This window comes from Burkholderia sp. Se-20378, assembly GCF_017104665.1.
Lineage (GTDB): Bacteria > Pseudomonadota > Gammaproteobacteria > Burkholderiales > Burkholderiaceae > Burkholderia > Burkholderia lata.
In genome coordinates, this window is the sequence record NZ_JAAGPG010000044.1 from 22,948 (window position 1) to 30,479 (window position 7,532).

General features: G+C 67.0%; 6 protein-coding genes and 1 pseudogene. 4 read left to right on the plus strand and 3 right to left on the minus strand.

Features of this window, described 5'->3' with window-relative positions:
- Positions 1–162: 162 nt before the first annotated feature.
- Positions 163–1,050: an RNA polymerase sigma-70 factor gene (locus tag G3N93_RS08555; RefSeq protein WP_174941837.1), complete on the minus strand. Its 888-nt coding sequence runs from the start codon at positions 1,048–1,050 to the stop codon at positions 163–165.
- Positions 1,047–1,844 (minus strand): diaminopimelate epimerase, encoded by a 798-nt coding sequence (gene dapF, locus G3N93_RS08560; RefSeq protein ID WP_206132788.1) that lies wholly within the window; start codon positions 1,842–1,844, stop codon positions 1,047–1,049. The genes G3N93_RS08555 and dapF overlap by 4 nt, the downstream gene beginning before the upstream one ends.
- A gap of 326 nt (positions 1,845–2,170) precedes the next feature.
- Between dapF and G3N93_RS08565 the strand changes: the two genes are divergently transcribed.
- The 4 genes from G3N93_RS08565 (at position 2,171) to G3N93_RS08580 (ending at position 7,262) form a co-directional block, all read left to right on the plus strand.
- Positions 2,171–3,661 carry a sodium:alanine symporter family protein gene (locus G3N93_RS08565; RefSeq protein WP_206132789.1) on the plus strand — a complete coding sequence of 497 codons (1,491 nt, stop codon included), beginning with the start codon at positions 2,171–2,173 and terminating at the stop codon, positions 3,659–3,661.
- 503 nt (positions 3,662–4,164) lie between these two features.
- Positions 4,165–6,243 (plus strand): carbon starvation CstA family protein, encoded by a 2,079-nt coding sequence (locus G3N93_RS08570; protein ID WP_174934734.1) that lies wholly within the window; start codon positions 4,165–4,167, stop codon positions 6,241–6,243.
- 12 nt (positions 6,244–6,255) lie between these two features.
- Positions 6,256–6,462: a YbdD/YjiX family protein gene (locus tag G3N93_RS08575; protein WP_011353713.1), complete on the plus strand. Its 207-nt coding sequence runs from the start codon at positions 6,256–6,258 to the stop codon at positions 6,460–6,462.
- 179 nt (positions 6,463–6,641) lie between these two features.
- Entirely contained in the window at positions 6,642–7,262 is a 621-nt protein-coding gene (locus G3N93_RS08580) for a hemolysin III family protein (RefSeq protein WP_039349524.1), read from the plus strand.
- A gap of 59 nt (positions 7,263–7,321) precedes the next feature.
- Here the strand turns inward: G3N93_RS08580 and G3N93_RS08585 are convergent.
- Positions 7,322–7,532, minus strand: a pseudogene (locus G3N93_RS08585) (MFS transporter); the annotation flags it as partial.

Genomic DNA, 7,532 nt, shown 5'->3' on the forward strand with positions numbered 1-7,532 from the left:
GTGTCATGGGGCGGCAGGGCGCCGCGCGAAATCATCTTAGGAGCGCGTGGCGGCGCGCGGTAGCCACGCAGAGGGACGCATCGTGTTGCGCGCGCTGCACCAATGCCCCATCGAGCGGTGCACGGCGCGCGCGTCGCGCTTCAGCCGGTCGGTCGTCAGGCGCTAGCCGGCGCCGCACGCGGCCGCGATGCGCGCGAGCTTGTCGGGGTTGCGCTGCACGAGAATCCGTACGATGCGCGTGCCGTCCGTCTCGAACGCAATCGCGGATTCGAGCTGACCGGCGATGAAGCGCAGCATCGCCCACTCGTCGTTCAACACGACCGGACGCATTTCGACGCCGCTGCCGCAGCGCAACCACGTCGCGTAGAACAGCTGGGCGATGCGGCGACCGCCGACCATCGGTTTCGGGAAACTCTGGACCTTGCCGCCGCCGTCGCCGATCAGCATCGCGTCTTCGGCGAGGAGCGCCTGGATCGACGGAAAATCGCCTTGCGCGAGCGCGTGCGAAAAGGTTTGCAGCAGTTGCCGGTGCGTTTCACGCGGCACGATGTGGCGCGGCCTGTCGTCGTCGCGCAACTGGGCCTTCGCCCGGCTGACGAGCTGCCGGCATGCGGCTTCGGATTTGCCGATCGCGTCGGCAATCTCGTCGTAGTCGGCATCGAACACTTCGCGCAGCAGGAAGGCCGCGCGCGCTTCCGGCGCCAACCGTTCGAGCAGCAGCAGGTACGCGACCGACACGTCGTTCGCGCGTTCCGTCATTTCCTCGGGCGTCGCGGGCGATTCGCCGAGTTCCGGTTCGGGCAGCCAGATCCCCGTGTAATGCTCGCGCCGGATCTTCGCGGCGCGCAGGCGGTCGATCGAGGTGCGTGTCGTGACCGAGACGAGCCACGCTTCGGTGTTGTCGATCCTGTCGCGCGCTGCGTCGTGCCACCGCAGCCAGACGTCCTGCACGATGTCCTCGGCGTCCGCGACGGAACCGAGCATCCGGTACGCGATCTTCTGCAGGCGCGGACGGAGTGCCTGGAACGTGTGTGCGTCGTCGGCCGTCACAGCCACACCCCGCTGAACCCGAACGCAACCGGCCCGCTCAGCAGCACGCTACCGGCGCCATCCCAGCGCACCGTGACGTCGCCGCCGTCGCATTCGACGCGCACCGACGCATCCAGCAGCCCGCGCCGGATGCCATTGACGACCGCCCCGCACGAACACGATCCCGAACCGAGCGGCACGCCGCCGCCGCGCTCCCAGATGCGCAGGCGAATATGCGTGCGATCGACGACCTGAACGAAGTGCACGTTGGTTTTCTGCGGAAACAGCGGATGCGTTTCGATGGCCGGGCCGAGCGCCGCGACGTCGATCGCGCGGAGATCGTCGACGAAGAACGTGCAATGCGGATTGCCCATGTTGCACGCGGCCGGCGCGCCGGGCAGCGGCAGCGCGAGGGTGTCGAGTGCCTCGGCGAGCGGCACGTCCCGCCAGCCGGTGAGCGGCCTGCCCATCTCGACCGTGATCAGGCCGTTCGCCTCCGTCGAGCACACGAGATACCCGCGGGGAGTCCGCAGCACGAGCGACGACAGGCCGGTTTCCCGCATCAGGTGCCACGCGACGCCGCGTGTCGCGCTGCCGCAGGTATCGAGCGGCGAGCCGTCGGCGTTCCAGAACGCGACGCGGGCCGCCGCGTCGTCGCAGTCGGACACGACCGCGAGCTGGTTGAAGCCGATACCGCGCTTCCGGTCGCCCATTTGCCGGGCGAGGCCGCCGTCGATCGCATGCGGGGTGCCGCGCAGGTCGACGATCGCGAAGTCGTCGCCGTTCGCGTGCATTTTCTGAAATCCGATCGGCATGGCGGTTCCGGTATCAAGGCAGGCGAACACTGTAAGGGGTGCGCCGGCCAGGATCAATGCCGTTCGAGTGCGGGGCCGTGCAGCGCCGTGAGATTCGAAGCACCCGGCGCAAGACCTGCCGCCCGATTGCCGATCACGTCGTCGCCACGCCGCCCGGGCTCGTCGCACGCCGCTTGGGGGACACCCCAATTCCGAATGAAATCGTAAGGCATGTAATATAAATGAAAGATCAATTCGGATCTGTCCGTAGTCGTGACTCCCGCGCGCTCGCGTAACGGATCCGACCCTCCGCCACGCGTCATTCCCGCCTTCAGCAGAAACGCCTCATGGAAAAATTCGTCGATTCGCTCAACGGTGTCATCTGGAGCCCCGCGCTCATCTTTCTCTGTCTTGCCGCGGGGCTGTATTTTTCGCTGCGCACGCGCTTCGCGCAGGTGCGCCACTTCATCGAGATGCTGCGCCTGATGCGTGGCAGCAAGGCGTCAGCGGAAGGCGTGTCGTCGTTCCAGGCGCTGGCGATGTCGCTGTCGGGGCGCGTCGGCACGGGCAACATCGCGGGCGTCGCGACGGCCATCACGTTCGGCGGCCCCGGCGCGATGTTCTGGATGTGGCTCGTCGCGTTCCTCGGCGCGAGCACCGCGTTCGTCGAATCGACGCTGTCGCAGATCTACAAGGTGCGGCGCGAAGGGCAGTATCGCGGCGGCCCCGCGTATTACATCGAGAAGGGGCTCGGCATCCGCTGGTATGCGATCGCGTTCGCGATTGCCACCGTGCTCGCGTGCGGGCTGTTGCTGCCGGGCGTGCAGGCGAACGGGATCTCGTCCGCGATCGAGAATTCCTTCGGCATCGCGAAGCCCGTCACCGGCGCGGTGCTCGTGCTGCTGCTCGGGCTGATCATCTTCGGCGGCGTGAAGCGGATCGCGCGCGTCGCGGAAATCGTCGTGCCGTTCATGGCGCTCGGCTACATCCTGATCGCGTGCGTCGTGATCGCGCTCGACATCGAGCGCCTGCCGGGCGTCGTCAAGCTGGTGTTCGAAAGCGCGTTCGGCTTCGAGGCCGGCTTCGGCGCGGTGCTCGGCATGGCGATCCAGTGGGGCGTGAAGCGCGGCGTCTATTCGAACGAAGCGGGGCAGGGCACGGGCCCGCACGCGTCGGCGGCCGCCGAAGTGACGCACCCGGCGCAGCAGGGGCTCGTACAGGCGTTCTCCGTCTACGTCGATACGCTGTTCGTCTGCTCGGCGACGGGCTTCATGATCCTGATCACCGGCGCGTACAACGTGGTCGCGCCGGGCGGCCGCGCGCTGTTCTCGGGCGCGGCCGGCATCGAGGCCGGCCCGGGCTACACGCAGATGGCCGTCGAATCGGTGCTGCCCGGCTTCGGCGCGGCGTTCGTCGCGATGGCGCTGTTCTTCTTCGCGTTCACCACGATCCTCGCGTACTACTACATCGCGGAAACCAACGTTGCATACCTGAGCCGTGCGCGCAGCAGCGCCGCGGGCACGTTCGTGCTGCGCGGGGTGATCCTGCTTGCCACGCTGTACGGCGCGGTGAAGAGCGCGAGCGTCGCGTGGGCGCTGGGCGACATCGGCGTCGGGTTGATGGCGTGGCTCAACATCGTCGCGATCCTGCTGCTGCAGAAACCGGCGCTCAAGGCGCTGCGCGACTACGAAGCGCAGAAGCGCGCGGGACGCGAGCCGTCGTTCGATCCGGCTGCGCTCGGCATCAAAAACGCGACGTTCTGGGAGAAGCCGAAGGCGGCAAGCGGCGCGCGCGACAACCGGGCGGAGCCGGTCGTGGCAGCCGAGCGGCAGTCGTAGCAAAGCATCACGTGGCGATGCGCCGTCAGCGAGGGCGGCGGCGCGCGACGCGGGTTTCATTCGTTTCACACCAGCGGCCGGCACCTCTGTTGCCGGCCGTTTTGCATCGTGCCGCGCCTCGAAGGCCGGTGCGTTTCCCGACCTTTCCGCCCGAACGTTGCGCACAGGTCGGCCGTTTTGCATCGTGCCGCGCCTCGAAGGCCGGTGCGTTTCCCGACCTTTCCGCCCGAACGTTGCGCACAGGTCGGCCGTTTTGCATCGTGCCGCGCCGGGCAGGCCGATGCGTTTCCCGACCTTTCCGCCCGAACGTTGCGCACGCATCTACGTAATTCTACGTAGCTCCGCATACGTAGTTAACCGCTTGTAAGCCGCCCCGGTCGCACGGAATACTACGGCCCATCGCTCCGGTCTCAACGAGACCGGGGCACGACGCATCGACGTCACGTGTATGCGGCACCCTCGCCGCATGCCATCTAAAACCACATTGGAGACCAGGAGACGCCATGAATCGGGCTTCCAGTACCCTGCTCTGGATTGCGGTCGCGCTGCTCGGCGCGTTCGCGTTCGGCACGATCGCACTCGCACACGGCGAGCGCGTCAGTGCCCTCTGGATCGTGATCGCCGCAGTCTGCGTGTATCTGATCGCGTATCGCTTCTACAGCCGTTTCATCGCCAGCAAGGTCATGCAGCTCGACGGGCTGCGGATGACGCCGGCCGTCAAGTACAACGACGGCCTCGACTACGTGCCGACCAACAAGTACGTGCTGTTCGGCCATCACTTCGCCGCGATCGCCGGCGCCGGCCCGCTCGTCGGGCCCGTGCTCGCCGCGCAGATGGGCTACATGCCCGGCATGCTGTGGATCCTGGCCGGCGTCGTGTTCGCCGGCGCGGTGCAGGACTTCATCGTGCTGTTCATCTCGACGCGCCGCGACGGCCGCTCGCTCGGCGATCTCGTCAAGATGGAGCTCGGCACGGTGCCCGGCGTGATCGCGCTGTTCGGCGCGTTCCTGATCATGGTGATCATCCTCGCGGTGCTCGCGCTGATCGTCGTGAAGGCGCTGACCAATTCGCCGTGGGGCACGTTCACCGTCGCCGCGACGATTCCGATCGCGCTGTTCATGGGCGTCTACACGCGCTACATCCGTCCGGGCCGCATCGGCGAAGTGTCGATCATCGGCTTCGTGCTGCTGATGGCGTCGATCGCGTTCGGCCAGCACGTGCACGATTCGCCGACGCTCGCCGCGTGGTTCACGTTCACGGGCACGCAGCTCACGTGGATCCTGATCGGCTACGGCTTCGTTGCCTCGGTGCTGCCGGTGTGGCTGCTGCTCGCGCCGCGCGACTACCTGTCGACCTTCCTGAAGATCGGCACGATCCTCGGCCTCGCGATCGGCATCCTGGTCGTCGCGCCGGAACTGAAGATGCCCGCGCTGACGAAGTTCGTCGACGGCACGGGCCCCGTGTGGTCGGGCGGCCTGTTCCCGTTCCTGTTCATCACGATCGCGTGCGGCGCGGTGTCGGGCTTCCACGCGCTGATCTCGTCGGGCACGACGCCGAAGCTGATCGACAACGAAACCAACGCGCGCTTCATCGGTTACGGCGCGATGCTGATGGAATCGTTCGTCGCGATCATGGCGCTGGTCGCCGCGAGCGTGATCGAGCCGGGCATCTACTTCGCGATGAACGCGCCGGCCGCCGTGCTCGGCACGACGCCGGAAGCGGTGGCCAACACCGTCACGCAATGGGGCTTCGTGCTGACGCCTGACATGCTGACGCAGACCGCGAAGGCCGTCGGCGAAACGACGATCATCGCGCGTGCGGGCGGCGCGCCGACGCTGGCCGTCGGCATGGCGCACATCCTGCACCAGGTGATCGGCGGCGAAGCGATGATGGCGTTCTGGTATCACTTCGCGATCCTGTTCGAGGCGCTGTTCATCCTGACGGCCGTCGACGCCGGTACGCGTGCGGGCCGCTTCATGCTGCAGGATCTGCTCGGCACGTTCCACCCGGCGCTCAAGCGCACCGAGTCGCTGCCCGCGAACCTGGTCGCCACCGCGCTGTGCGTGGCCGCGTGGGGCTACTTCCTGTACCAGGGCGTGGTCGATCCGCTCGGCGGCATCAACACGCTGTGGCCGCTGTTCGGCATCTCGAACCAGATGCTCGCCGCGATCGCGCTGGTGCTCGGCACCGTCGTGCTGTTCAAGATGAAGCGCGAGCGCTATGCGTGGGTGACGATCGTGCCGACCGTGTGGCTGCTGATCTGCACGCTGACCGCCGGCTGGCAGAAGATTTTCGACGCGAACCCGAAGGTCAGCTTCCTCGCGCATGCCGCGAAGCTGCAGGCCGCGGTGGACGAAGGCAAGGTGCTTGCCCCGGCGAAGTCGATCGCGCAGATGAAGCGGATCATCTTCAACGACTACATCGATGCGGCGCTGGCCGGGCTGTTCATCTTCGTCGTCGTGGCGATCGCGGTGTACGGCGTGATCGCCGTGCTGCGCGCGCGCCGCGAGTCGAAGCCGACCGTGCGCGAGACGCCGTACGAAGCCATGCCGGCCGCGCAGGCGCTCGGCAGCGGACGTTAAGGGGAGGCCGCGATGTTCAGCGATCTTGGCAGCGACCTGCGCAGCGCGGGGCGTTACCTCGGGCAGGCGTTGCGGCTGATGGTCGGCCTGCCCGACTACGACACCTACGTCGCGCACATGCGCGCGACCCATCCGGACCGCGAGCCGATGACGTACGAGGAATTCTTCCGCGAGCGTCAGAATGCGCGGTATGGATCGGGAGCGGGGAAGTGTTGTTGAGCTCGACTGCCCGGGCAGTTTGGTAATCGAAAGGGAAGCGCCGCGATGAATGTCGCGGCGCTTTTTTCATTGGCGGGCCGGCGGCGCGCTTCGCCGTTTGCCCGAGCGCAGCACGGCAAAATCCGCCGGCCGGTATCATAGGGTTCATTTTTCCCGATGGACCCGCAGGAGAACACGTCGTGCATGTCGGTGAGCGTTTCAACAGCATTTCCCATCTCGTCGGCGCGGTGCTGTCGGTGGTCGGTCTCGTGGCGCTCGTGACGATGGGCGCGCTCGAGGGCGATCCGTACAAAGTCGTGAGCTTCAGCGTGTACGGCGCGATGCTGATCCTGCTTTACGCAATCTCGACGCTGTACCACAGCGTGCGCAATCCGCGCCTGAAAGCGATCCTGCAGAAGTGTGACCACTCGGCGATCTACCTGCTGATCGCCGGCAGCTATACGCCGTTCACGCTGGTCACGCTGCGCGGACCGTGGGGCTGGTCGCTGTTCGGCGTGAGCTGGGGGCTGGCCGTGTTCGGGATCGTGCAGGAGCTGACGCTCGGGCGGCGTACGCGCCTGCTGTCGATGATCCTGTACGTGGCGATGGGCTGGCTCGCGCTCGTCGCGGTGCGTCCGCTGATCCATGCGCTGCCGCCGGTCGGTACCGCGTGGCTCGTGGCCGGCGGGTTGATCTACAGCGCGGGGATCTACTTCTTCATCAACGACGAACGCATTCGCCACGGGCACGGCATCTGGCACCTGTTCGTGCTGGCCGGGAGCCTGTGCCAGTTCGTCAGTGTCGCGATGTATGTTGCGTGAGTGGCGGGCTGCACTGACCACAACACGATGAGCAGCCGGCGCGCCTGCCAGAGCATGTTCTAGCGGCGCGCGGCGGTCCGCAACTGCGCGGCCGTTTCGCCCGGTGCCGGTGCCGGCCGCGCCGTAATCCACCATGTCGCGGCGGCGAGTGCCGACAATCCGGTCGCGATGCCGAGCGTCACCCGCATCGCCGCCGGAAACGGCTGCAGCGTCGCGATGCACGCGCCGAAGATCGCCACACCGAGCGCCGATCCGCTCTGACGCGCCGCG